Source organism: Buttiauxella sp. JUb87 (assembly GCF_004361975.1).
GTDB classification, from domain to species: Bacteria; Pseudomonadota; Gammaproteobacteria; order Enterobacterales; family Enterobacteriaceae; genus Buttiauxella; species Buttiauxella ferragutiae.
Map to the genome: position 1 here is coordinate 207148 of NZ_SNVY01000001.1, position 25811 is coordinate 232958.

At 50.3% G+C, this 25811-nt stretch carries 19 protein-coding genes and 1 pseudogene; 16 read left to right on the forward strand and 4 right to left on the reverse strand.

The annotated features are described in order from the left end of the window. Window positions 1-30 precede the first annotated feature (30 nt). The 8 genes and pseudogenes from EC843_RS00930 to EC843_RS00965 all read left to right on the forward strand — a co-directional run bounded on the left by EC843_RS00930 (window position 31) and on the right by EC843_RS00965 (window position 9801). The gene (locus tag EC843_RS00930) at window positions 31-4185 is read left to right on the forward strand and encodes an RHS element core protein (RefSeq protein WP_243739106.1); all 4155 of its coding nucleotides are present in this window, start codon (window positions 31-33) and stop codon (window positions 4183-4185) included. Window positions 4186-4578: 393 nt separating this feature from the next. Beyond that, window positions 4579-5148: a hypothetical protein gene (locus EC843_RS00935; RefSeq protein ID WP_133521407.1), complete on the forward strand. Its 570-nt coding sequence runs from the start codon at window positions 4579-4581 to the stop codon at window positions 5146-5148. Between the two features lie 79 nt (window positions 5149-5227). Next, window positions 5228-5422: a hypothetical protein gene (locus EC843_RS00940; RefSeq protein WP_133521408.1), complete on the forward strand. Its 195-nt coding sequence runs from the start codon at window positions 5228-5230 to the stop codon at window positions 5420-5422. A gap of 437 nt (window positions 5423-5859) precedes the next feature. Then, window positions 5860-6273: pseudogene (locus tag EC843_RS24690) on the forward strand (RHS repeat-associated core domain-containing protein); the annotation flags it as partial. Between the two features lie 836 nt (window positions 6274-7109). Continuing rightward, window positions 7110-7448: a hypothetical protein gene (locus EC843_RS00950; RefSeq protein ID WP_133521410.1), complete on the forward strand. Its 339-nt coding sequence runs from the start codon at window positions 7110-7112 to the stop codon at window positions 7446-7448. 26 nt (window positions 7449-7474) lie between these two features. Next, a complete protein-coding gene (locus EC843_RS24695) occupies window positions 7475-7846 on the forward strand; it encodes an RHS repeat-associated core domain-containing protein (RefSeq protein ID WP_243739133.1) in 372 nt (123 codons plus the stop codon). A gap of 4 nt (window positions 7847-7850) precedes the next feature. Next, window positions 7851-8123 (forward strand): hypothetical protein, encoded by a 273-nt coding sequence (locus EC843_RS00960; RefSeq protein ID WP_133521411.1) that lies wholly within the window; start codon window positions 7851-7853, stop codon window positions 8121-8123. A 616-nt stretch (window positions 8124-8739) separates the two neighbouring features. Then, on the forward strand, window positions 8740-9801 hold the full coding sequence (locus EC843_RS00965) for a YncE family protein (RefSeq protein WP_133521412.1): 1062 nt from the start codon (window positions 8740-8742) through the stop codon (window positions 9799-9801). Between the two features lie 100 nt (window positions 9802-9901). On the opposite strand, the gene nifJ is transcribed toward EC843_RS00965, so the two are convergent. After that, window positions 9902-13432 (reverse strand): pyruvate:ferredoxin (flavodoxin) oxidoreductase, encoded by a 3531-nt coding sequence (gene nifJ / locus EC843_RS00970; protein ID WP_064546959.1) that lies wholly within the window; start codon window positions 13430-13432, stop codon window positions 9902-9904. A 287-nt stretch (window positions 13433-13719) separates the two neighbouring features. Here nifJ and EC843_RS00975 point away from each other — a divergent pair, with 287 nt between their 5' ends. Further along, a complete protein-coding gene (locus EC843_RS00975; protein ID WP_133521413.1) occupies window positions 13720-14001 on the forward strand; it encodes a DUF333 domain-containing protein in 282 nt (93 codons plus the stop codon). Window positions 14002-14006: 5 nt separating this feature from the next. Here EC843_RS00975 and hslJ read toward each other — a convergent pair whose 3' ends face one another. Continuing rightward, a complete protein-coding gene (hslJ, locus tag EC843_RS00980) occupies window positions 14007-14432 on the reverse strand; it encodes a heat shock protein HslJ (RefSeq protein ID WP_133521414.1) in 426 nt (141 codons plus the stop codon). Window positions 14433-14759: 327 nt separating this feature from the next. Continuing rightward, window positions 14760-15749 carry a 2-hydroxyacid dehydrogenase gene (locus EC843_RS00985; protein ID WP_064546926.1) on the reverse strand — a complete coding sequence of 330 codons (990 nt, stop codon included), beginning with the start codon at window positions 15747-15749 and terminating at the stop codon, window positions 14760-14762. Between the two features lie 222 nt (window positions 15750-15971). Here EC843_RS00985 and EC843_RS00990 point away from each other — a divergent pair, with 222 nt between their 5' ends. The 6 genes from EC843_RS00990 to EC843_RS01015 all read left to right on the forward strand — a co-directional run bounded on the left by EC843_RS00990 (window position 15972) and on the right by EC843_RS01015 (window position 22959). Beyond that, window positions 15972-18614, forward strand: a complete 2643-nt coding sequence (locus EC843_RS00990) for a YdbH family protein (RefSeq protein ID WP_133521415.1) — start codon at window positions 15972-15974, stop codon at window positions 18612-18614. After that, window positions 18611-18811 carry a YnbE family lipoprotein gene (locus EC843_RS00995; RefSeq protein ID WP_064546921.1) on the forward strand — a complete coding sequence of 67 codons (201 nt, stop codon included), beginning with the start codon at window positions 18611-18613 and terminating at the stop codon, window positions 18809-18811. Before EC843_RS00990 ends, EC843_RS00995 begins: the two co-directional genes overlap by 4 nt. 5 nt (window positions 18812-18816) lie before the next feature. Then, window positions 18817-19140, forward strand: coding sequence for a YdbL family protein (locus EC843_RS01000; protein WP_064546919.1), 324 nt, complete (start codon window positions 18817-18819; stop codon window positions 19138-19140). A gap of 106 nt (window positions 19141-19246) precedes the next feature. Continuing rightward, the gene (locus tag EC843_RS01005) at window positions 19247-19552 is read left to right on the forward strand and encodes a hypothetical protein (protein ID WP_133521416.1); all 306 of its coding nucleotides are present in this window, start codon (window positions 19247-19249) and stop codon (window positions 19550-19552) included. A gap of 530 nt (window positions 19553-20082) precedes the next feature. Continuing rightward, a complete protein-coding gene (locus tag EC843_RS01010) occupies window positions 20083-21468 on the forward strand; it encodes a diaminobutyrate--2-oxoglutarate transaminase (RefSeq protein WP_133521417.1) in 1386 nt (461 codons plus the stop codon). Window positions 21469-21486: 18 nt separating this feature from the next. Next, window positions 21487-22959, forward strand: coding sequence for an aspartate aminotransferase family protein (locus EC843_RS01015; RefSeq protein ID WP_064546954.1), 1473 nt, complete (start codon window positions 21487-21489; stop codon window positions 22957-22959). A 487-nt stretch (window positions 22960-23446) separates the two neighbouring features. On the opposite strand, the gene EC843_RS01020 is transcribed toward EC843_RS01015, so the two are convergent. Continuing rightward, on the reverse strand, window positions 23447-24781 hold the full coding sequence (locus tag EC843_RS01020; RefSeq protein ID WP_133521418.1) for a PLP-dependent aminotransferase family protein: 1335 nt from the start codon (window positions 24779-24781) through the stop codon (window positions 23447-23449). Between the two features lie 114 nt (window positions 24782-24895). Here EC843_RS01020 and EC843_RS01025 point away from each other — a divergent pair, with 114 nt between their 5' ends. Then, the gene (locus EC843_RS01025; protein WP_243739107.1) at window positions 24896-25786 is read left to right on the forward strand and encodes a DMT family transporter; all 891 of its coding nucleotides are present in this window, start codon (window positions 24896-24898) and stop codon (window positions 25784-25786) included. Window positions 25787-25811 lie beyond the last annotated feature (25 nt).

Genomic DNA, 25811 nt, shown 5'->3' on the forward strand with positions numbered 1-25811 from the left:
TTCAGTTCATGTAAACAGAAGGATTTGTGTATGACCGGTAAACCCGCGGCACGGATGGGTGACATGACGGCAATGGGCGGCCCGATAGTTCAGGGCTCCCCAGGGGTGATGATTGGCGCGCCAACCGGGGTGGCCTGCTCGGTGTGCCCGGGCGGCAGAACCTCCGGCCACCCGGTGAACCCGCTGCTGGGGGCCAAGGTGCTGCCCGGCGAAACCGACCTTGCCCTGCCGGGGCCGCTGCCGCTGGTGCTTTCCCGTACCTACAGCAGTTATCAGACCCGGACGCCGGCGCCGGTGGGCGTGTTTGGCCCCGGCTGGAAAGCGCCTTTTGATGTGCATCTGCAGATACGCGATAACGCCCTGATACTCAATGACAACGGCGGCAGAAGCCTGCACTTTACTCCGTTGTTTCCGGGGGAGGTGGCGCTCAGCCGCAGTGAATCCCTCTGGCTGGCGCGGGGGGGCGTGGCCGCCCTGCAGGATAACCACCCGCTGTATGCCCTCTGGCGGGCACTCCCGGAAGACCTTCGCCTGAGCCCCCATCGCTACCTCGCCACCAGCAGCCCGCAGGGGCCGTGGTGGGTGCTCGGCGGGTGTGAGCGCATCCCCGCCGTGGATGAGGTGCTGCCCGCGCCGCTGCCGCCGTACCTGATACTGACCGGACTGGTGGATAATGTCGGGCACAGGATGACCTTTCACCGTGAGGTTGCCGGTGAATTCAGCGGTGACATCACCGGTGTCACCGATGGCGCAGGCCGCCGCTTCCGGCTGGTGCTGACCACACAGGCACAGCGCGCAGAACAGGCCCGGAAACAAAAACAGTCACCTTTCCCGGAGGCGTTGCCCGCCACCGGTTACGGTACCGACACCGGCGTGCGCCTGGCGGAAGTGTGGCTCACCCGTGACCCGCTTTACCCGGATAACCTGCCGGCTGAGCCGCTGGTGCGCTATCACTATTCCCCGCGGGGCGAGCTGGCCGGGGTGGACGACCGCAGCGGCACCGCCGTGCGCGGCTTCACGTATGATGCACTGCATTCCGGAAGGATGGTGGCGCACCGTTACGCCGGTCGCCCGGAGATGCGTTATGTCTATGACGCTGACGGGCGGGTGACGGAGCAGCGCAACCCCGCTGGCTTAAGCTACACCTACCGCTATGAGCAGAATCGCGTCACCACCACCGACAGCCTGAACCGCCGCGAGGTGCTGCACACCGACGGTGAAGGCGGCATGAGACGGGTGGTCAAACAGGAATTTGCCGACGGCAGCCTCACCCGCAGCGAGTTCGATCCGGCCGGCAGACTGGTGGCGCAGACGGATGCGGCGGGACGCACAACGCAGTACCGGCTGAGCCCCGGCAGCGGCCAGCTGACGGAGACCGTCGCCCCGGATGGCCGCCGCAAGGCGTTTTACTACAACCGCCAGCAGCAACTGACCAGCACGGTTCACCCGGACGGACTGAAAAGCCGGCGTGACTATGATGAGCACGGCAGGCTGACCGGCGAAGTGCAGCGGGACGGCAGTGTGACGCGTTATGGTTATGATGATCCGCACAGCGAATATCCGACCACCCGCGACGATGCCACCGGCAGCCGCCAGATGAGCTGGAGCCGCTACGGCCAGCTTCTGACGTACACCGACTGCTCGGGCTATGAAACCCGCTATGAATATGACCGGTTCGGGCAACTGAGTGCCGTGCATCAGGAAGAAGGCCTCAGCCGCTACCGGGCTTACGATGCGCGCGGTCGGCTGGTCAGTCAGCAGGACGCGCAGGGCAGGCAGACGCGTTATGAATACAACACCGCCGGTGACCTCACCGCCGTGATGTCCCCGGACGGCCGCCGCACCACCACGGCGTATGATGCGTGGGGTAACGTGGTCAGCACCACCCAGGGCGGGCTGACACGCCGGATGGAGCACGACCCGGCCGGGCGTGTCACGGCACTGATGAACGAGAACGGTGCCACCACCACCTTTGGGTACGATGTGCGGGACCGGCTGACGCAGGAAACGGGCTTTGACGGCAGAACGCAGCGTTACCACTACGGCCCCACCGGGCAGCTCATCCGCAGCGAAGATGAACAGCTCATCACGCACTGGCATTACGATGAGGCAGACCGCCTGACACACCGCACGGTGAATGACGAACCGGCAGAACAGTGGGGCTACAACGAACGGGGCTGGCTGGCGGACATCAGCCATCTCAGCGCCGGACAGCAGGTGGCGGTTCACTACGGTTACGACAGCCGGGGGCGGCTTATCAGTGAGCGCCAGACGGTGCATGATCCGGCAACGCAGGCGCTGCTCTGGCAGCACGAGACAAAACAGGCCTACAGTGAGCAGGGGCTGATGAACCGGTTTAAGCCGGATAACCTGCCGCCGGTGGCGTGGCTGACCTATGGCAGCGGGTATCTGGCGGGCATGAAGTTCGGTGACACACCGCTGATGGACTTCACCCGTGACCGCCTGCACCGCGAGACACAGCGCACCTTCGGGGATTATGAACTGACAACGGCCTGGACGCCCGCCGGGCAGTTACAGCACCATCACCTGAGCCTCCCTCAGCTTAACCGCGATTACGGCTGGAATGCAGACGGGCAGCTGACCGGTATCCGCGGGCCGCATGAGCAGCGCGATTACCGGTATGACGGGGCCGGACGGTTACTCAGCACCCAGATAACCTCCGCGCAGCATACGCTGTCGCAACTGAGCCTGAGCGACCCGGCGGGCAACCGGGTGGCGGACAGGAAGACCTTCCCGGCACTGCCGCAGAGCTGGCCGGCTAACCGCATCAGCGAAGATGCGCACTGTTTTTACCATTACGACGGGCATGGCAGGCTGACGGAAAAGGACGAACGGCGCATCCACCCGCGCGGCAGCATCACGCACCACTACGGCTATGACCACCAGCACCGGCTGACGCATTACCGGCGGATGCAGAGCGGCAACATGCTGACGGAGAGCCGTTATGCTTATGATCCGCTGGGCCGCCGCATTCGCAAACAGGTGTGGCAGGGTGAGGCATATGATGGCGGCTGGTACGTCCCGACAGAGCCGGCGGAAAGCGTGTGGTACGGCCAGGAGGGCGACCGCCTGACCACCACGCAGACGGATAAATCGCGTATCCAGACGGTGTACCTGCCGGGGAGTTTTACGCCCCTGCTGCGGGTGGAGACGGTAACAGCTGCGCTGGAAAAAACCGTACGCCGCACGCTGGCGGAGAAACTGCAGCAGGACGCGGGACTGGTGCTGATGCCGGAACTGGTGACGCTGCTGGATAACCTGGAGCGGGAGCTGCGCAGCGGCCAGCTCAGTGACCAGAGCCGCCAGTGGCTGACGCAGTGCGGGCTGAGCGTGGAGCAGATGGAAAAGCATCTGGAGCCGGAACACACGCCGGAGAGAAAAATCCATCTTTACCACTGTGACCACCGGGGACTGCCGCAGGCGCTGATTGATGAAGCAGGAGCGATAGCCTGGCAGGCCGAATATGATGAATGGGGCAACCAGCTGGCAGAGGAGAACCCGCATCATCTGCAACAACTCATTCGTCTGCCGGGCCAGCAGGCTGATGAAGAGACGGGATTGTATTACAACCGCCACCGTTATTATGACCCGCAACAGGGGCGGTATATTACCCAGGATCCTATTGGGTTGGCGGGTGGGATGAATTTGTATGTTTATCCACTGAATCCAAACAAGAATATTGATCCTTTAGGATTAGAACCATTTACTGGTATTGATATGGGGGCAGGGATCAATGAACGAGCTTCTCTGGGTGAATGGATGACTGGGCATGGGGATTCTCCGGAGGAAATAAGTAAAGCTATGGCGCCATTTTTACCACCAAATCCTATGTCAAGAGAGTGTCGGGCATCTGGAACAGCTGCGTTAGGTACTGGTGTATCAGGATCTGTTTCAGCTAATGAAAATACAGGTGTTAGTGGGCTTGGCAGCATTCCAGTTGCTGCTGTTGGCGCACGCGCAAGTGCGACATGTGGGCTGAAATTTAGAGACCCTAAAGCTAAGGATTTAAAAGCAGCTGCTGGCTTTTCTATTGGATTCGGAATTGCAAGTATTGAGATAATGCAGACATCAACATGGCCAGAAGTATACATTGGTGCTGGGCCTGGGGCTGGCCCAGAACTTAAAATCCCATACAATCCTAATGTATCTGTACCATTTTTCTAGGTAGGGTAAATATGTGTGAAGAAATTAGAATTGCCAGAATTATTGTGTTCTTTATTATATTTTCATTGGCTTTAATTGCCGTCTTTTCAGGAATGAATTTTTGCAAGAGGAAAAACATAGATTTTAATACAATCACTGGTATGTTTGAAATGTATGCTCGGGTATTTAAATTTGAAGATAAGATGTTTTCTTTCTTGATGCTAATTTGCATGTACGGAGGTGCTTTGCTCGGGATAATTATGATCGGTATCAGTTTTTGGGCCGAAGGGAAAGGATGTGTGTTCCCAACGCAACATAATAAATAACCATCAATGCAGAGGTGTTAGTGTAACTTAAAAGGTCTGGAGAGTATTTTGTACGGAAGGATATGTTGGGTTGAGGGGTGGGTGGAATTTGTATGCATATCCGCTGGATCCAGTTAAGGGAGTAGATCCATTAGGGCTGATTACATTTAGTGGTGCATTTGGTAAGGAGGCTGGTTCAGCAGTGAATGCTGCTTCCGAAGGCTATATGTCATACGAAGAAGCATCGGCAACAATAGATGCGGCAAATGGACCAACATATTCACCATTACTATTTTCAGTTAGTGCTGATGCCGGCGTATCTGGTTATGGAGTATTTGGTGGAAGTTTTTCTGGTGGAGTTCTTACCGGAAATGGCGATAAAGGATTGGATTTATGTGCGTATCTTATGGCATGTCAGGGAGTTGGGGGCGGTGCTGCGGGTGCTATTTCTCTATCAGGTACTATCAGTAATGCACCTCCCAGCAGTGGCATGACTATTCTTTCCGGGGCAACGACCGATGTTGGCTTTATTATTAATGGTTCTGCGACTGGCTTGGTTGAAATAAATGGCAGTAATGGTCCTATAAATCTTTCTGCTACCCTTGCTGCTGGGGTGGGAGGGGGAACATTCTCAGGTGGTATAACTTGCCAACAATATACTCGCTGTATAGTTAATTGAGATAAATATTATGATTAATAGAAAAATATTGTATTGCTTTGTTTTTTTTCTGCCTTTAGTAGGGTGTAATGATACTAATGTGAATATTGCTAAAGAGAAATTGCAAGAATTTCATGTTAAATATAATGAAAAAGAATTTGATGTTATTTATGATACAATTTTGTCTAAAGAGTTTAAAGAATCTATGAATAGGGATAATGGTATTCCATTTATGAGCAATGTGTATGATATATTTGGGGGTTATCAGAATAGTGAATTAAAAAAACTAACGTAATCACAGGGTTTATTGGTGGTGAAAAAATAGAATTATTTTATTATTCTAACTATAAAAAATATACCGTAAATGAATTATTTGTTCTGAAAAAAGAAAATGATAGTTATAAAATAATTAAAGTATAATATTCTAATACTCAAGTGAGGAGTGGTAAATAGATTTCATAGCATTGATAACATATGTGAATTTACCATGTTCTAATGAAAATACATGATCAATTGACAATGTTTAACTGATGACAAATAGAGATAAGCTGAATCAGAAAATACGGCCCGCTGCAGAGAGTATTTTTCAGTTCATGTAAACAAAAGGATTTATGTATGACCGGTAAACCCGCGGCACGGTGGGCGACATGACGGCAACAGCCGCGCTGGAAAAAGCCGTACGCTGGCGGAGAAACTGCAGCAGGACGCGGGGCTGGGTGCTGATGCAGTGGCCAGCTCAGTGACCAGAGCCACCAGTGGCTGACGCAGTGCGGGCTGAGCGTGGAGCAGATGGAAAAGCAGCTGGAGCCGGAACACACGCCGGAGAGAAAAATCCATCTTTACCACTGTGACCACCGGGGACTGCCGCTGGCGCTGATTGATGAAGCAGGAGCGATAGCCTGGCAGGCCGAATATGATGAATGGGGCAACCAGCTGGCGGAGGAGAATCCGCATCATCTGCAACAGCTCATTCGTCTGCCGGGTCAGCAGGCTGATGAAGAGACGGGATTGTATTACAACCGCCACCGTTATTATGACCCGCAACAGGGGCGGTATATTACCCAGGATCCTATTGGGTTGAATGGTGGGTGGAATTTATATTGCTATACATCGAATCCAGTACAGCAAAGTGACCCATTAGGTCTTAGTGATAATTGGGGAACCTTTTTTTCATTGGGAACTGTAGGTGGAGTTGACTATGGCGAAGCCGCGGAGTCTGCAGGACCCCGTTTATCATCTGATGAATCGGTTAGAGCATTAAGCAATATGGCATCCACTGAAGGAGCGTGGACTCCAGGTTCTGAATATGCAAAAGCATGGGCAATTAATACGCCAATTACTGGGTTGACAGCTATATATGGGCCAGCGGCATCTTTAGTGAATATTTTAAAGAGTAGCACCATTTTTTGTTCTGCAAATGTAACATATCAATTGGTTGAATATGGAGAGGTAAATCCTTCTGATGCTTTCGCCGCTGCATTGACCGGCGTTTTCTATTCTGGACGTTCACTTGGTGCCAATACATTGATCGCCTCAGGGATTGCTTATTTGAATACTGGGAGTAACGGTGGCGCTGTCGGTGCAGGGACTGGATCATTCGTAAGTGGTCTTCTGGGGAAAATACCTTTGTTGTCAAATGTTATTGGTGATTATGCGACAGGATTAATTTCCGAAGGCACCAGTGATAATGTGGGGAGTTCAATGAAAAAGGATAATGATAATGATTAAAATGTATTTTTTTAAACGCTGTAATAATTTCAATGAAAATATTTCCATGGCCTCATACATATTGATATCTGCTTTGTCAGCTTTCCTTGCTATTATTGTGGTAATTGGCGCAATCTATTACTTTAATGGGGCGCGGGGGCATTATGATGGCGGGTATACACTAAAGGTTTTAAAATTAATTTTCATAAGCGGTTTTTTTTGCAATTCTTTATAGTTCTGTGACATTTTATTTTGATAAGAGAAAGGTTAAGGGGGTGATTAATGAATTTAAACATGAATACAATAATATGGATTGTGATAAAGGAATGTGTGTTACAAGGAGTATGGATGAAAAATCTATTCCTGACACCTTGAAAGAAATTAAAAAAAGACAAGTTCATGATAGAGAGTTGAGAGAATTAAACATTCAGTCTATAAGTGTTACAGTGACAGGGATAAATATGAGGAGAATGGAATACAGGGTTTTTTGTATTTCCATGTACTCTTCAGAGCGAAGTGAGAATATTTACTTTAATTTTTATACAATAAATAGCGGAGATCTAATGTTGAGGAATATAGAATTCTCAGTTGATATTGTACAGGTTGAAGTGTGAGATTAAGCGGGAGAATGACTGGCGTAATGGGGCAACCAGCTGGCGGAGGAGAACCCGAGTTGATCCGTCTGCCGGACCAACAGGCTGATGAGGAGACGGGGTTATATTACAACCGCCATCGTTATTATGACCCGCAACAGGGGCGATATATTACCCAGGATCCGATTGGGCTGGCGGGTGGGTGGAATGGGTATACAGATCCACTGAATCCTACTAAGTATATAGATCCATTGGGATTAACTAAAACCGCTCAGTCGTATATCGTTAGTAGAGATCTAGCAGCTCTTGGTGATGAGGCTAGATCTCGTTGGAATCCACTTACACATACGTTTACAGTAACGACAGATGGTCAGGGAATATATTGCATACGTATAGTTGGGGGAATGATGAAAATTTAAAAGGGTGGAATTTAGATCAACCATCGATATAAAAACAGCCAGAGAAGCATTGGATAATGATTTGTCCAAGCCAACACTGGCCGAAAATTATTGTGTGGAACAGGCATATAATGAATTAAATAAGAAAGGAAATGAACATATAAATTTATTCATTGCAAGGAATTGTAAGCAAGAAACAAATAAATTATTATTGGAAGCAATGTCTATTTTTACTAATGGCCGTTGGGGAGCGTCACCGTTTCCACCGAAACCAGGTATATATGGGTATTCATATTGATTATGAAAAATATATTTTTGAGTTTGTTAATCGCCGCTGGTGTTAGCATGGTTTCTGTTATTATCTATACGGAATTCATTAGCTTATATGGTAAGGGGTGTTATTTTTTCTATGTTAAATTATTTTTTGCATTGAGTATTATTGGTGGTGGAGGGGGGGTCTATTGCATTTTATACACAATAAAAAAGGAAGGTTTTATTTGTAGTGTTGCTTACGGAGTCCTCACCTCGTTTATGATATTTTTTTTGATCGGGTTTATTATTGTAAATACTTATGGATCATAGCTTTCAATAATTAAAAGAAATGGATCGAAATATGGTCATGATCGCAGGTAAGTCGTACTGATAAATGCTTAGGACGGCACTGACTGGCGGGCAGAACTGAACCCGTGGGGCAGCAGTATTTAATGATTTTGCCGATTCTTTGGTTTGTCGTTCCTGGCAAAGGTTGCCTTGTGATGGTGGTTAATTAAGTTGATTAACCCTTGTGTTATGCCATTTAAATTAGAATCATTTGCTTTTGTTGGCGGAAATGATAATAATTATCAACAGCGCTTTGAGCTATAGCTAATATCCTGTTAGTTATAGCTTTTTACTTACTATTGATAAGGACATTTATGCCCGCTTTACCACAAGCCCGTCTACGCGTATTGCCTGCGCTCATGCTTTCCAGCCTGCTGTTTTCCACTTCATTATTTGCTGACACCTCATTCACGGTAGAAAGAAAACCGGTTGGCAAAGGCGCGTATGAAATGGCCTATAGCGCGGATCAATCGGCCTTGTACGTCGCCACTTCGCAAAGCCGCAAACTGGATAAAGGCGGGGTGGTTTATCGTCTTGACCCGGCAACCCTCGAAGTGACGCAGGCGATTCATAACAACCTGAAGCCGTTCGGCGTGGCGTTGAACAAAACCACCGGCACCTTGTTCCTGGGTAACACCACCAGCAGCGCGGTGACCGCCATCAACAGCAAAACAGGGGATGTGATTAAGTCATTGGTGGTTGATGAAACCAAACGTAGCGAAACGGTGCGCCCTCTGGCTCCACGCCAGTTAGTAGTCAACGAGTCTACCAACACGCTGTATATGGGCGGGTTGGGGGAGTCCAGCGTGTTGTGGGTGATTGATGGGGCGACGCTTGAGTTGCGCGATACGATTAAAGATCTCGGCAAAATGGCGACGGGGCTGGCGATTGATGCGAAAGCATCGCGCATTTACATGACCAACGCCGACAACGAATTTATCGTTATCGACAGCAAAACGGACAAAGTGGTCTCGCGGACTAAGCTGGAAACCGAAGGCGAGCATTTTTATCTGAATATTGCGCTCGATACCGCAAACAACCGTGCGTTTGTCAGCGATTCCAAGACACCGCAGCTACTGGTTGTGGATACCAAAACCAGCAAAGTGCTGAACAAAGTTGATGTGCCGCTGGGTCTGGATGTGTTGTTCAACCCGACGCGCAACGAAGTCTACGTGACGCATCGCAAAGCCGGTAAAGTCAGCGTGATTGATGCGAAAAGCTACAAAGTGCTGGAGACTATCGACACGCCAGCCCTGCCAAACAGCCTTGCACTTTCGCCGGATGGGCAACAGTTGTTTGTTAGCGTGAAGCAGCCGGGCAGCCGTGAAAAAGAGCCGACCAGCCCGGATGATATTTTACGTATAAGTTTTAACTAAGTTGTGATGAAAATGGTGGATGACGCTAATCGCTTATCCACCCTACAAAGCCAAAATCGTAGGTCGGATTAGCGCAGCGACATCCGACATTTTCACGGACTCACTCGCTGTCCGCTTTCTCCGCTTTGCCTGCCATTTGCGCCAGGAAATCGTAGCGTTTTTGCAAATCTGCAGCGGCATCTTTCCAAAGCTGTTCGGCAACTTCTGGCTGCTGCGCGTTCAGGCGGCGGAAGCGCTGTTCTTTCATTAGCGTATCGGCCAGCGCATCAGATGGCGGACGCGAATCCAGCGCCAGCGGCAATTTACCTTCGTCGGCACGACGCGGATCATAGCGATAAAGTGGCCAGAAACCCGTTGCGGTGAGCTGGCGCATTTGATCATGGCTGAGTGCCAAATCGTAGCCGTGTTCTTCGCAAGGGCTGTAGGCGATTATCAGCGACGGGCCGGGATAAGATTCGGCTTCCTGAATCGCTTTCACGGTTTGGTTAAGTTGTGCGCCGAGTGAAATCTGCGCCACATAAACATGCCCGTACATCATCATGCTAACGCCGAGATCTTTACGCGCTTTACGCTTGCCGTGTTCGCCAAACTTAGTGACTGCACCCAGCGGTGTCGCTTTCGATGCCTGCCCGCCAGTGTTGGAGTAGCACTGGGTATCCAGCACCAGAATATTGACGTTTTCGGTCAGGCTTAACACATGATCCAGGCCGCCAAAACCGATGTCATACGCCCAGCCGTCACCACCAATCAGCCAGATAGATTTTTCAACCATGGCGTCAGCGTCGGTGATTAACTGGCGCGCGTCCGGGTCGTCGATATTCGCCAGATGTTTGCGCAGTTCAATAACCTGCTCGCGGCGCACTTCTGGCGTGGCTTGAGCATGCAGTTGTTCGTTGAGTTCGGCGGGCAGTTGGTCAGCGAACTTACCAACCAGACGCATCACGCGGGCGCGATGTTGATCGACTGTCAGGCGGAAACCGAGCCCAAATTCGGCGTTATCTTCAAACAGCGAGTTCGCCCAGGCCGGGCCGCGCCCATTGGCATCGGTGGTGTACGGTGTTGACGGCAAGTTACCGCCATAAATCGATGAACAACCGGTGGCGTTGGCAATCAACATGCGGTCGCCATACAGTTGGGTGAGCAGTTTGATATACGGCGTTTCACCGCAGCCGGAACACGCGCCGGAGTATTCAAACAGCGGTTGAAGCAGCTGCGAAGTACGGATATCGATGCGCTCGAGGCTGGTGCGATCCATTTCCGGCAGACTGAGGAAGAAGTCGTAATTCTCTTTTTCTTCTTCAACATGTTCAAGGCGCGACATCATATTGATGGCCTTGATTTCCGGGTTCTGGCGGTCTTTCGCCGGACAAACTTCGACGCACAAGTTACAGCCGGTGCAATCTTCAGGTGCTACCTGCAATACGTATTTCTGCCCACGCATATCGCGGGATTTCACATCCAGCGATTGCAATCCGGCAGGGGCGTTTTCCATCGCTTCAGGTTGCACCACTTTGGCACGAATGGCTGAATGCGGGCAGGCGGCAACGCAGTGGTTACACTGGGTACAAATATCTGGCTTCCAGATGGGGATTTCTTCGGCGATGTTGCGTTTTTCCCACTGCGTGGTGCCCATCGGCCAGGTGCCGTCTGGCGGCAGCGCGGAAACAGGTAGCGCGTCGCCGAGTCCTGCAAGCATCGCGGCGGTGACGGTTTTGACGAAATCAGGTGCCGCATCGGAAACCACTGGTGGGCGCATTGGGCTGCTTTCGTTCACTTCCTGCAATGTTACTTCAGCCAGCGATTCACGCGCCAGGGCTAATGCCTGCCAGTTACGTTCCACCAGTTCCTGGCCTTTGCTGCTGTAGCTTTTGGCAATGGCACCTTGCAGTTCTGCCAGTGCGCTGTCGCCAGGCAGGATATTGGTCAGATGGAAGAATGCCATCTGCATGACGGTGTTGATACGCGCGCCAAGCTGGCATTCACGGGCGATTTTTGCCGCATTAACCACAAAGAAGCGCGCTTTTTTCTGGTTCAGGACAGCCTGCACTTCTTGCGGCAGGCGATGCCACACTTCGTCCGCGCCATACGGCGTGTTGAGCAGGAAAATACCACCCGGTTTCAGGCGCTCGGTCATCTGATATTTGTCGATAAACTGTAACTGGTGGCAGCCAACAAAATCTGCTTTATCAATCAGGTAGGTTGAGTTAATCGGCTGCTCGCTGACGCGCAGGTGAGAAACGGTCAGGCCGCCTGCTTTTTTCGAGTCATAGACGAAATAACCCTGGGTGAAGAACGGCGTCGAGTTACCGATGATTTTGATATTGTTTTTGGTCGCTGACACGCTGCCGTCGCTGCCCAGCCCGTAAAACAGCGCTTCAAGTTTGGCACGGTTCGGCAGGGTGTTTTCCGGCAACGGTAACGACAAATTGGTGACATCGTCGTAAATACCGACCGTAAAGCGTGGGCGCGGTTTGGCTTGGGTCAGTTCGTTAAATACCGCTAGCACGCAATCCGGGCCAAACTCTTTGGACGAAAGGCCGTAACGCCCGCCAATCACGCGAGGCAGCGTTTCACGCTCGCCACGGTTAAAGGCTTCGGCAAGGGAAGTCATCACGTCGAGATACAGTGGCTCTGCCAGTGCGCCGGGTTCTTTGGTGCGGTCGAGCACTGCAATCTGGCGTGCGCTTTCTGGCAATACTTCCAGCAAATGGTCGGCGGAGAAAGGGCGGAACAGGCGAACTTTCAGCACACCCACTTTTTCACCGCGCGTCAGCAGTTCATCAACCACTTCCTCGCAGGTGCCAATAGCTGAACCCATCAGGATAATGACGCGTTCGGCTTGCGGGTGGCCGTAATATTCAAACGGGCGATACTGGCGACCCGTGGCGGCGGCAAAGCTGTCCATCGCTTGTTCGACGTGTTGGTAAACCGCGTCGTACCACAAATTACTGGCTTCGCGGGACTGGAAATAAGTGTCCGGGTTGGCGGAGGTCCCACGGATAACCGGATGTTCAGGATTGAGCGCGCGGGCGCGGTGTTCATCAATCTCTTTTTGCGGCAGCAGTTCCAGGATGGTGCTGTCAGCCAGCGGGACGATTTTGTTGATTTCATGCGAGGTGCGGAAACCATCGAAGAAATGAATAAAAGGCACCCGGCTTTTCAGTGTGGCGATATGCGAAATCAATGCGAAGTCTTGCGCTTCTTGCACGCTGCTGGCACATAACATCGCGCAACCGGTCTGGCGAATCGCCATCACATCCGAGTGATCGCCAAAGATAGACAGCGCATGGGTCGCAATGGTGCGGGCCGCCACATGCAGTACAAACGGCGTTAATTGTCCGGCCAGTTTGTAGAGTGTCGGGATCATCAGCAGTAAACCCTGCGATGAAGTAAATGAGGTGGAAAGGGCACCTGTTTGCAGCGCGCCGTGAACCGCGGCAATCGCTCCCGCTTCGGACTGCATTTCTACCACGCGAGGGATATCTCCCCAGATGTTTTTCCTGCCATCTCCAGACCAGGCATCAGCAAGTTCCGCCATAGTTGAGCTGGGAGTTATCGGGTAGATGGCAATTACTTCACTGGCGCGAAACGCCACAGAAGCGACTGCACCATTGCCGTCAATTGTGATCATGGGACACCCTTACATTGCGCAACAAAATAAACATGAATAGACCCGCATGCCTGCGCGAGTCGAAGAATAATCATTTAATTCTAGCAAACCCCACAGAAGGTGATTTTCGCTTTTGTGTCCTGTGTTGAGCTTTGATTGAGGTCGTGAAAAGGAAAGATGCCGATGTTTTGCGCAATTAAGTGATCCACTTTGCAAAATCACACACTTTTTATGGCTTTGTGGCCTCGACGGAACACAGCGGCAGCCTTATGCTTCTTAGGTTTTGCAACATTCAGGAGAGAAGAGTCATGCGAGCTGCGTTTTTAGTCGGTTGTGCCGCGCTGTTATTATCAACCTCATTGTTGTCGGCATGCAGTAGTGAACCACCTCAACAAGCCACCGCGGCTCACGTACCGCCGGGTATGCGCGCAGCGATGTCCAGCCAGGGGCAAGCAAGTTGTGCAATGATTGGTGGTTCGCTGAGCGTTGCTCGTCAGCTAGATGGAACGGCAATCGGGATGTGCGCAATGCCGAACGGCAAACGCTGTAGTGAAAACGCGCTTGCCGCCGGAACGTGTGGGGCTTATTAGTCGAATCAGTTGACCAGATCGGCCAGTTTATAAACTAAAGTATGCTGGCTGGTTTTGAGCGTGAGCTGTTGTGGCGCTAAAGCGACTTTTGCGCCGCTGGTCAGCATGTCGTTAATCATGTGATCAAGCTCGTTTAGCTGTGGCTCAGCACACATCATCATGGTCATTCCCAGACCTTTCGCTTTCAGCGTATTGTCTTCAAGTGTGGCCTGGCCCATAAAGCGGTTACACATCGCACCCGAGATATGCATCTTTTCACCGAAACTCAGTTCTGGCATGCGTTGCACGCCGGTCAGCGGTTTGCCGTCTACGGTTTGCAGCACATAACGGTGATGTTGCAGGTCTTGCGCGGTGACAGAGGATTTGTCGTTCGATTGGGCGCAACCGGCCAGTACCATTGCAGCCAGAGCAATTGAAGCTAATTTTTTCATTTCTTGTCCTTAAGTTATTCTGTTCATCAATGAGTTGGATGCGACTATATCAAAATCACATCTTATTTTTATAAGGATATTCTTAAAGCCACCCTCATTCCGGCCTCCTTCCTGAGGGAGAAGGGGTAAACGGTTTTATTCCCTCTCCTGAGGGAGCTGTCTCTTATACACATCTTTGAGAGACGGTTCCTGCCGATTCGGAGACGGTTCCGTTCACCAGGCGAAAGTGTATTGATGTCGCCACGGAAACCGGTGAACGGAAAACCTGCGAGGCTAACAGATCTTACCCTGACAAAATTGCCAGGGTGAGGGCATTAATACTAAAATTTAGTTCACCTGATTAACACAAGGCTCGCCGTTTTCTAACTGACGCAGGTTTTCCAGCGTTGTTTCGGAAATACTGGTTAATGCTTCTGCCGTCAGGAATGCCTGGTGGCCGGTAAACAGCACGTTATGGCAGGCTGACAGGCGACGGAACAAATCGTCCTGAATCACATCGTTAGATTTGTCTTCAAAGAACAAATCGCGCTCGTTCTCATACACATCCATCCCTAACGCACCAATTTTCTGATTTTTAAGGGCATCGATAGCCGCCTGCGAATCAATCAAACCACCACGACTGGTGTTGATCACCATTACGCCGTTTTTCATCTGTTCAAACGATGAACGGTTTAGTAAATGGTAGTTTTCTGGTGTCATTGGGCAGTGCAGAGAGATAACGTCAGACTGCGCAAACAGGGTTGGCAAATCGACATATTCCACGCCCAACTCAAGAGCTGCCGCACTTGGATACGGATCAAACGCCAGCAGGCGCATACCAAAGCCTTTCAATATTTTCAGCGCGGCAAGGCCAATCTTACCGGTACCAATCACACCCGCCGTTTTGCCGAACATAGTGAAGCCGGTCAGTCCTTCGAGAGAAAAGTTCGCATCACGGGTACGTTGATAAGCGCGGTGGATACGGCGGTTCAGGCACATCATCATACCGACCGCATGTTCAGCGACCGCTTCTGGAGAGTAGGCTGGCACGCGTACCACAGGCAAACCGAGTTCTTTAGCCGCGTCGAGATCGACGTTGTTAAAACCGGCACAACGCAGCGCGATAAATTTCACACCCTGCTTTTTGAGCTCTTCCAGCACCGGGCGGCTGGCATCGTCGTTCACGAAGATACAGACACCGTCACAACCAAGAGCAGTTTTGGCTGTCTTTTCGGTTAGTAAGAAGTCATAAAATTCAAGTTCAAAGCCATATTCAGTGTTAACCTGCTCCAGATACTTTTTATCGTACTGTTTTGTGCTATAAACTGCCAGTTTCATGAGACTTATCTCCAGAATGATATTGCTGTAAAATTACCATGCTTAAAATAATCATACAAATTTTAAACTATATTTTTAGGCACGAAATTCTGCTGCTAACTCAAGGTTAGCTACGCTTAAACCAGGCTTGACCTTCACGCCCGGGCTGAATCATGTAAGAATCATCGTATTTACCGAATCGCCGGGTACAAAATTGTCGCTTAATCAGGATCTTAATCGCCCATGAAGGGTAAATATAAAGCCATTATTGCGTTGCTGCTGGTTATCATCTTACTGTTGCTAACGCTCACGATGACTATCGCTAATTGGCTGCCCACGCTTGCCGGAATCTGGCTGCCGCAAGGGACTCGCATCGCCCTGGAGGCCAGCCCAAAATTTAAACGTGGCGCAATTATTGTTCCTGATTTGCGTTACCTTGCCGGGGACTGCGTACTGGCGACAATTAAAGACGCCTCCTTGAGCTATCCGCAGCGCTGGCGCATCCACCTTGATACGCTCAATCTTAATGTCGATTGCCTGAGTAAAATACCACTCGACCAGTCGGGACCGGCAGCACCGCGTTCGCTTGCCGAATGGCAATCATTGCTTCCCGAAAGCCTTATCACTATAGATAAGGTCAACATTACCCCGTTTCAACAGTTCTCTGGCGCCTTACGCCTGACTCTCTCACCGCAGCAGCAATCTATTCATTATGCTGGCGCTTCCTTAAGTGTAGATGCGCAACTGAACGGCCCGCTATTAGAGTTACAAAAGTTAAAGGTTCAGGCGATAGCGGGGATGGAGCCGCTTGAATTGGCTGGCCAAATAACGTTACCACCGCTTACCGACAGCTTGCCGGAAGAAGGTCATCTCGAGACAAAACTGCGTATTCCACAAGAACCTGAGCTGGTTGATGTCGCGCTGGGCTGGAAGGCCGAAGAAGGGGCTTTAACCGTGACAAAACCAGGTGCGACTGAACCTTTGGTTACACTGCCCTGGACTGTCAGCGATAAAATTTTTGAAGTAAACGGCGGACAGTGGTTCTGGCCATATACCGGTGTTCCATTGCGCGGAGGCATTGCGCTACGGGTGGATAACTGGAAACAAGGGTTCGAAAACGCTGTCGTCAGTGGCCGGATGAATGTCGTTACCCAGGGGCTGGCGGGTAAAGCCAACGCGGTGCTCAATATTGGCCCAGGCAAACTCAGTCTGGAAGACAGTGCATTGCCGGTGCAGTTAACCGGTGAAGCCAAACAGAATGGAATGGTGTTTTATGCGGTGTTGCCGGGGGAAATTAGCGGGGCGATTGCTGACCCTAAACTCCTGTTCCGGCCTGGCGCGCTGTTGCGTTCACGCGGGCGAGTTATCGACTCTATTGATGTCGATGAAATTCGCTGGCCTTTGGCGGGCGTTAGCGTCTCGCAACAAGGTGTTGACGGGCGTTTGCAGGCGATCGTACGTGCGCATGAGAATGAGACGGGTAACTTCGTGCTACATCTTGATGGCAAAGCCGACAACTTTTTACCGGATGCAGGTTTGTGGCGCTGGAAATATTGGGGTAATGGCGAATTCACACCGATGCAGGCGCGCTGGGATGTGCGTGGCTATGGGGAATGGCGCGATAGTGTGATTGAGTTAACGTCGCTATCGACCGGTTTTGACAAACTTGAGTATGGCTCAATGCTTGTTAGCGAGCCGCGCCTGAAACTCGACAAACCGTTGCACTGGCAACGAGATGAAACCACACCCTCATTTGATGGTTCGTTCACGTTAAATGCCGGGAAAACTACCTTCAGCGGTGGAAGCACGTTGCCTCCGTCGGCATTAACCTTCAGCGTCAACGGCGTTGACCCATCATCGTTCCAATATAAAGGAGACCTGCATGCCGGAGATATAGGTCCGGTACGGGTCAATGGTCGTTGGGATGGGGAACGCCTGCGCGGAAATGCCTGGTGGCCGCAACAAGTCCTGACCGTATTCCAGCCGCTGATCCCAGATGACTGGAAAATGGTCTTAAAGGACGGCACGTTGTATTCACAGATCGCTTTTTCCGCGGCACCGGGTCAGGGATTTGAAGCAGGTGGGCATGGCGTAGTTAAAAATGGCAGCGTCTGGATGCCGGATAACCAGATTAATGGCGTTGATTTTGTGCTGCCATTCCGTTTTGGTGACAGTACCTGGCAGTTGGGAACGGACGGGCCGGTCACTCTGCGCATTGCCGAAATCAAAAACCAGTTCACTACCACCAACATTACTGCGGATCTTGAAGGCTGGTATCCGTGGAGTGACGCACAACCGCTGATACTCAGTAACGTAAATGTTGATATTTTGGGTGGAAAAATGCGTGTGCAGCAGTTGCGTTTACCACAACGGGACGCCGCCTTGCTACGCTTAGAAAATATCTCTTCAAGTGAATTGATTACTGCGGTCAATCCCAAACAATTCACCATGTCTGGCCGGGTAAACGGCGCTCTGCCGCTGTGGCTTAATCATCCGCAATGGATAATTAAAGATGGCTGGCTGATGAACCCAGGGCCGCTGACATTACGACTGGATAAAGACATGGCGGATGCCATTGTTGAGAATAATATTGCCGCAGGTGTTGCTGTTAACTGGTTGCGATATATGGAAATTTCTCATTCCTGGACCCATATTAATTTAGATAACCTTGGGGTATTAACTTTGCAGGCGAATGTGCAAGGCATTAGCCAGGTTGAAGGGAAAAGGAACGCAGTACGGCTGAATTACAGCCATCAGGAAAACCTCTTTACGCTTTGGCGCAGCCTGCGTTTTGGGGATAATTTGCAAACCTGGCTTGAGCAACATACCGCGCTACCGGATGTGCGTTGTCAGACACGCGATAAAGCTTGTGAGGAAACACAATGAAAATCGTCATCGCTTCACTCCTGGCGACAGGGATTGCCACATTAACGGGTTGCACTCCGCGCATAGAAGTGGCGGCGCCCAAAGAACCTATCACCATTAATATGAACGTTAAAATTGAGCATGAAATTCATATTAAAGTGGATAAAGACGTGGAAACGTTGCTTAAAAACCGCAGCGATTTGTTCGGCACGGAGTGAGCGTCATGAAAAATATCGTTAAAGGCGTTTTGTTGGCGAGCATGATGTTTAGCAGCCAGGTGTTGGCGTTAACCTTGTCCGAAGCTCGCCAGCAAGGGCGTGTAGGGGAGACACTCAGCGGCTTTATTGCACCAATCAAACAGGACAAAGAGACGCTGGAGTTAGTGAAAACCATTAACGAAGCGCGTTCAGAAAATTATCAGAAACTGGCGGATAGCAATAATATTTCGGCCAATCAGGTTGCGGAACTGGCCGGGCAAAAGCTGGTGGCGCGGGCGCAGCCGGGTGAGTATGTGCGCGGTATTAACGGGCAGTGGATGAAAAAGTAGCGCTCCACTACACTCAATTGGCAGCAATTCTGTATGCGTGAAATAGCCAGGGACGATTCATCCACTCAACTATTCCATACTGCCGGTATCGAATGGGGAACAATTGATGAAAAAGATTATTTTGGCAGTCGCGTTGTCTCTGGTTAGCACGGCGGTGTTTGCTCAATTAACGTCAACCTCTGGCATCAATGCTAGTTCAGGTAGTTCATCCAACACATCCAGCCAGCAAACGTCGACAGTTCAGGGCACCATCGATTTACTGGGGAGTGATACCGTCGCCGGTATTGGCACCAGCGATACGGTTGCAGGGCCAGGTAGCAGTGACTCGCAGACTTCCAATCCGGTATCTTCGCCAATGCCCGCCTTTGGGCATACGGGCAATCTCAGACAACCGGGTTCCATCCGTCACTAATACCCTTCAAACTTTAAGCTACATGTGCATTAGCAATACCCGGCGGAGCCTCGCTCCGTTGGGGTGAGGTAGAAGCGCTTAAATATAAATGCGTTAACAACCGATTAAACTCATTGATGTACTTTCTTTTTATTCTGTTTACTCCTTTCTCTAATCTTCTTTTAAAGCTGATATCACGTCAGAACAAACTTAGACCATGAAAAGTGTAACTTTGCCTGTCAAACCTCCTGAAAAATCCCATTAATACCCGTCAAAATTTGTGTACAAAGTGATATAAACTGCTGAAAATCTATTTTTAATCCAATTTAACACCTGAATATTGTTTTTTTTCAGCATGAGAATCCGGTCGACGTTCGTTGCATCGTTTTTCATCACAATGACAAACCAGAAACATTCGGAAATTGGAAAAATAAATTATTGAGCACAGAGCAAAAAGAACCTATATTGGCCGCGATTTTTATAGGGTCCTTAGTTTTTCTAATTCATTTAATCAGCTGCGAAATTAATGATTTAGCAGTTGTAGGAGAGATATGATGACGGATAAAGTCCGTATTGACAGTTTAGGTACGAATTCATTAAACGGAAACAATGAAACCTATTTAGCCAGACAGGCTGAATTTGAATCGAATGTTAGGAGTTATCCACGTAAATTGCCTTTTGCAATTGCGAAGGCCAACGGTGTTTGGATCACTGATGTTGAGAATAATCAATATCTTGATTGCCTTGCAGGGGCAGGTACGCTTGCTCTTGGACATAACCACCCTGACGTGCTGCAAAGCATCCAAAATGTCATTACTAGCGGCTTGCCGTTACATACACTGGATCTGACAACGCCGTTGAAAGACCAGTTCTCTGAATATCTTCTCTCTTTATTGCCTGGACAGGGTAAAGAGTATTGCCTGCAATTCACCGGCCCATCCGGTGCGGACGCGGTTGAAGCAGCGCTGAAACTGGCTAAGAAAGTGACCGGTCGTGCAGGCATCATCAGCTTCTCCGGCGGCTATCACGGCATGACCCACGGCGCACTTTCCGTAACAGGTAACCTGTCTCCGAAAGAAGCCGTCGACGGCATGATGCCTGAAGTTCAGTTTATGCCTTATCCGCATCAGTACCGCTGCCCATTGGGTATTGGCGGTGAAGCTGGCGTTAAAGCATTAACCTATTACTTCGAAAACCTGATCAACGACGTTGAGAGTGGCGTGCGCAAACCTGCGGCAGTCATTCTGGAAGCGGTTCAGGGGGAAGGCGGCGTGAACCCGGCTCCTGCTGAGTGGTTGCAGCGCATTCGCAAAGTCACCAAAGAACACGGCATTCTGCTGATCATCGATGAAGTGCAGGCTGGTTTCTGCCGTACCGGCAAACTGTTTGCCTACGAACATGCTGGCATTGAGCCAGACATCATCGTGATGTCTAAAGCAGTCGGTGGTGGTTTGCCATTGGCAGTGCTGGGCATTAAGAAAGAGTTTGACGCATGGTCACCTGGCCACCACACCGGTACTTTCCGTGGTAACCAACTGGCGATGGCTACCGGCCTGACAACGCTTAAGCATCTGACTGAAAACAAGATTGCTGACAAAGTGGCCGAACAGGGCGAGTGGCTGAAAGGCCATCTGGCAAGCATGCAAAAACGTTACCCGGTCATTGGCCAGGTTCGTGGTCTGGGTCTGATGATCGGTATTGAGATCGTTAAACCAAACGAAGCTAAAGACCATATGGGTTGCTACCCGTCTGACCCAGAATTGTCCGCATTGCTGCAGAAAAACTGCTTCAAAGCTGGGTTGATTCTGGAGCGCGGTGGCCGTAACGGTTGCGTGCTGCGTCTGCTGCCATCCCTGCTTATTACTAACGATGAGCTGGCTATTTTCCTCGATAAGTTTGAGCAGGCGCTGTTAGCGTCCGGCATCAAACCTGTCTGAGTGGAGCGAATGACCACGATGTCTGATTTAAACCCGATTCTGGCAGGCTCAGCGCAAAGCACTGAAGCCTACCAGCAGGCGATTGCACAGAGCAGCGCGGCTGTTGTGCAGTGGCTGCAGCAACCTGAGATGTATCAGGGCAAAAGCGTTACTGAATTGCGTGAGCGCATTCAGCTGGATTTCAATCCTCAGGGCCTGGGCAACCAGGCAGCTATTGAACGTGCGATTGAGTTTTTCTTAAAAGACAGTCTGTCAGTGCATCACCCACAGTGTGTTGCGCACTTGCATTGCCCAAGTCTGGTTATCAGCCAGGCGGCAGAAGTGTTGATCAACGCCACTAACCAGAGCATGGACTCCTGGGACCAAAGCCCGTCAGCCACCATCATTGAGATGAAGCTGATTGAATGGCTGCGTGCTCAAGTCGGTTATCAGGCAGGCGACGCGGGTGTGTTCACCAGCGGCGGCACCCAAAGTAACCTGATGGGCCTGATGCTGGCGCGTGATGCGTTCTTTGCTCGCCAGGGTCACTCTATTCAGCAGGATGGCCTGGTCGGTGATCTGAGAAAGATTAAAGTCATGTGTTCTGAAAATGCCCATTTCTCAGTGCAAAAGAACATGGCTTTGATGGGCCTCGGTTACCAGTCGGTGACGCTGGTTAAAACTGACGAATTCGCGCGTATGGATCTCAACGATCTGCGTGAAAAAGTGGCGCAAGCTCAGGCTAACGGTGAGCAGATTCTGGCGATTGTTGCTACTGCAGGCACCACCGATGCAGGCGCAATCGACCCGCTACGTGAGATTGCCGCACTGGCTGCACAGCACCAGATTTGGGTGCACGTTGATGCAGCGTGGGGCGGGGCATTGCTGATGTCCGAGCAGTATCGTGACTATCTGGACGGTATTGAATTAGTGGACTCCATTACCCTGGACTTCCATAAACAATTCTTCCAGACCATCAGTTGCGGTGCGTTCTTGCTCAAAGAAGCCCGTCACTATGAACTGATGCGCTACCAGGCGGCTTATTTGAACTCTGAGTTTGATGAAGCGGCTGGCGTACCAAATCTGGTGTCTAAATCTTTGCAGACCACACGTCGTTTCGATGCACTGAAACTTTGGATGGGCCTGGAAGCGTTGGGTCAGAAGCAATATGCTGCGATCATTGATCATGGCGTTACGCTTGCTCAGCAAGTTGCGCAGTACGTGACTGAACAACCTTCGCTGGAGTTGGTGATGAAACCACAACTGGCGAGCGTCTTGTTCCGTTTCCGTCCTGAACAACTGGCCAACAGCAGCGATGCAGCTATCGCGCTGCTGAACCAGCAGATTGGTGATGCGTTGTTAGAATCTGGTCGCGCCAACGTGGGTGTGACTGAGCATAACGGTGTTACCTGTCTGAAAATGACGTTGCTGAACCCAACTGTTACGCTGGAGGATATTAAACTCCTGCTGGCGTTAGTCGAAAAGACAGCACATCCGTTGCTGGAAAAATAAGTCATTTTGAATGGGCGGCTTAATACCGCCCATTTAATATTTACCCCACCTAATACCAACCTTTCTGTATATATAACTCTTTTTATATTCATTTAAATTATCATTTCTTTTTTCATTAATACTAACATCTTGATTAAATTCAATTATTTTATTAAATAACACTAATTGCAAAAGAAAATCCAGGCAGTTAGTATTACTTAAAATTAATTGAAGGCATGTTAAGCATTGCTCCACTCTTTGAGCCTACGCTTGTCTACGTTTCATGGATGAAAACGTTATGATTATTCTGACGACAATTACGATATATATTTTACGCTTATGCTATCCACAATATGACTGGAATGGTCTGCGAAGCCGTATTTTCTTTTGGTGGATAATGAACTGTCTTTTCGCATTTGCGTTTCTTTATACGCAATGGTTTGGATTAACATTTCTCATCTCCTCTTTCTTATTAATATTTATGTTCTTGTAAGTTTCGTCATATCGTTCAGCGATATTGCTCATATTCAATTGTTTCACGCACCGTAATGAGTGCCTGACGAAGATTAACTTCGCTGACTGAACCCAATGCTAACCGAATGGCATGGGGGACGTTTTGTGAAGTGCTAAAAGGTTCTGCAGTGGAAATTGAAATATTTTTGTCCATCAACCTGCGTACCACGCTTTCTGCGCGTACTTCTTCTGGCAGCGGGAGCCAAATAAAGTAAGATACCGGATGGCTGATATACGGGAGTGGGGCAAGCAATTCACGAGCCAGGCTCTGGCGCTTTTGGGCATCCGCTCGCTTCAGCGATTCCAGCCTGCTGACCGTTCCTTCCTTAATCCAGCCGCAAACAATACTTGTCATCAGCGATGGCGTGTTCCAGGTGGTTGCACGTATTGCGCGCTCCAGGCTGGCACGATAGCGGGAAGGGCAAACAACAACTCCTACACGCAGACCCGTTGCCACATTTTTGGAAAAACCGGTGATATAAATTGTCCGCTCTGGCGCGAAACAGGCCAATGGTCGCGGTGGATGGCTGACCAGATATGCGTAGGCGGCATCTTCTAGCATCAGAAGATCATACTCTCTGGCAATGGTTGCTAACTGCTGGCGCTGAACATCATTGAGAACCCACCCCAACGGATTATGCAGCGTGGGCATGGTATAAATCGCGCGCACACGTCTGCGTTGACACAATTTCTTTAGCACATTCAGGTCAGGCCCATTTGCAGATACGGGAATCGCTTCCAGCTCAAGGTGAAAGGTTGCCGCCAGTGTTTTAAAGCCTGGATATGTCAGCGCATCGACAGCAACAACATCTCCGGGTTTGAAACACCCCATGACGCTGACCGCCAGGCCATGCTGGGCCCCATTAACAATCAGAACATCAGCGGCGTCAGGAGTTATTCCACTCTCTGCAAGATGTGTTGCTATTGCTTCGCGATCGCTGAGTCGGCCCGCATGTGGCTGGTAACGTAGCAGAGCTTCGAGATCACCAGAACTCGTGAGCTTGCGCAGCGCATCGCGCAGCAGTTCAGTCTGTTCGGGCAGAGCGGGATAGTTAAAATTGAGATCAAGCATATCCGTGGCGATGGCTTGCTGATCAATGCCATGTCCCGTTGGCAGAGAGATCTCCCTGACAAAAGTCCCACGCCCTGTCTCGCCGCTCACCAGCCCGATGGATTCCAGTTCTGCATAAACCCGTGTCGCCGTAGCGAGTGATATGTGCTTTTCAGCTGATAACGCCCGATGTGTAGGCAGCCGCGTTCCTGCCGGTAATGTGCCGGAACGAATCGCGGCTGCGTATTCATCAACCAATGTTTTATACCGAGCTTTCATTGAATGTATTCATGACAATATTTTGATTGTCATGGATTGTGGCGATTATCATTCACTCTGTCTATGAAACAAGAAGCATTGTTTCTCTATTTTTCTGACAAAATGAGGATAATCGTGGGTCATTCAGCAGCAAGTAAAGCGGGGTCAGAATCATTTTCAGGGTGGCTACACGGCCTGATTGGCGTGATTATTTTTAGCGGTTCTCTCCCGGCCACGCGCCTGGCCGTGATGGATATCAATCCTTTTTTCCTGACCTTTCTCAGAGCTTCTATCGCTGGCATGCTGGCGCTAATCTTGATTTTGATCTGCCGGGAAAAGCGTCCTCATTCATCGCAGATTTTCTCGTTAATGGTTGTCGCATTTGGCGTGGTTATCGGCTTTCCACTGCTGACAGCCATGGCGCTTCAGTATGTGACATCCGCTCACTCCATCGTATTTCTCGGGCTTTTGCCGCTGTCTACGGCCATCTTTGGGGTTATTCGTGGTCATGAACGGCCATCACTGGCATTTTGGGTGTTTTCCATATTGGGAAGCCTGATGGTGGTAGGCTTTGCCCTTTATCAGAATTTGTCCGTGTCGATAGCGGGTAATTTATTAATGCTGGCGTCAGTGCTGGTCTGCGGTCTGGGTTATGCAGAAGGGGCGACGCTTTCAAGGTCGCTAGGCGGTTGGCAAGTGATTAGCTGGGCCTTAGTTATCTCGCTTCCCTTCATGTTAGTAGCTTCGTTCATGACGATGCCAGACACGTTCAGCGATATTGGTGTTCAGGCCTGGATGGGGCTCGGTTACGTGTCACTTTTTAGCATGTTGATTGGTTTTATCTTTTGGTACAAAGGACTCGCCATCGGCGGTATTGCGGCAGTCGGACAGCTACAATTGCTACAACCCTTCTTTGACCTGGCGCTTTCGGCGACACTGCTCCATGAAACAGTGAGTTTGCAAATGGTGGCGGTGACTTTCGGAGTAATTTGTTGCGTCATCGGCTCGCGTAAGTTCGCACGATAATCGGCGCAACTGTGTAAAAGGAATA